Origin of the sequence: Elizabethkingia argenteiflava (assembly GCF_009904105.1) — a bacterium.
In the GTDB taxonomy this organism is placed as follows: domain Bacteria; phylum Bacteroidota; class Bacteroidia; order Flavobacteriales; family Weeksellaceae; genus Elizabethkingia; species Elizabethkingia argenteiflava.
On the sequence record NZ_JAAABJ010000172.1, the window covers coordinates 1 to 565 of the forward strand.

A 565-nucleotide genomic window follows, 5' to 3' on the forward strand; every position below is an offset into this window, starting at 1 on the left:
ATATTGCCATTGGTTTTCAGTTAGATCAGTTTGGTATTTAATCCATTTTTTTCCAAATATCCAACTTCTGAAAACCTTCCTAACAAAATTTTATACACAAATTTAAACAGCCTCTAAGGACAGTAGTATTTTTTAAGATAGTATTTCTCCTTATTGTTTTTGAAAGTAATTGTGTATTTAGAGCCTGTTTAAATTTTGTTCAATAAATGTTTTATAGAGGCCACTTTAACCATTTCTTCTGCATATTCGATTAGAAGTTCATAAATTCGGCATAGTCTTCGATCGTTATCAAACCAAGCAAATGTTCTTTCAATAATCAATCTATTATGGATAGGCTGACAATTCTTTTTTTGCTTATCAGGCCTTAAAACAACCTGAATAATGTATCCAAACCCCTTTTTTACCAGATCTACTATTTCCCCACGATAACCACCATCATCCAGAATAACTTTAATGCCACAAAGCATTTCTTTTAACACGCGCATAAGTAAAATAACAGCCTTACTATCATGTATATTAGCCATTGTAACCATGATTGCAATTAAAAAACCATTTTTATCAACGA

At 30.8% G+C, this 565-nt stretch carries 1 protein-coding gene; it reads right to left on the minus strand.

Annotation, left to right across the window (positions count from 1 at the left end):
- Positions 1–188: 188 nt before the first annotated feature.
- The coding region (locus GNY06_RS01395; RefSeq protein ID WP_212995067.1) for a transposase at positions 189–565 on the minus strand (377 nt) is incomplete at its 5' end.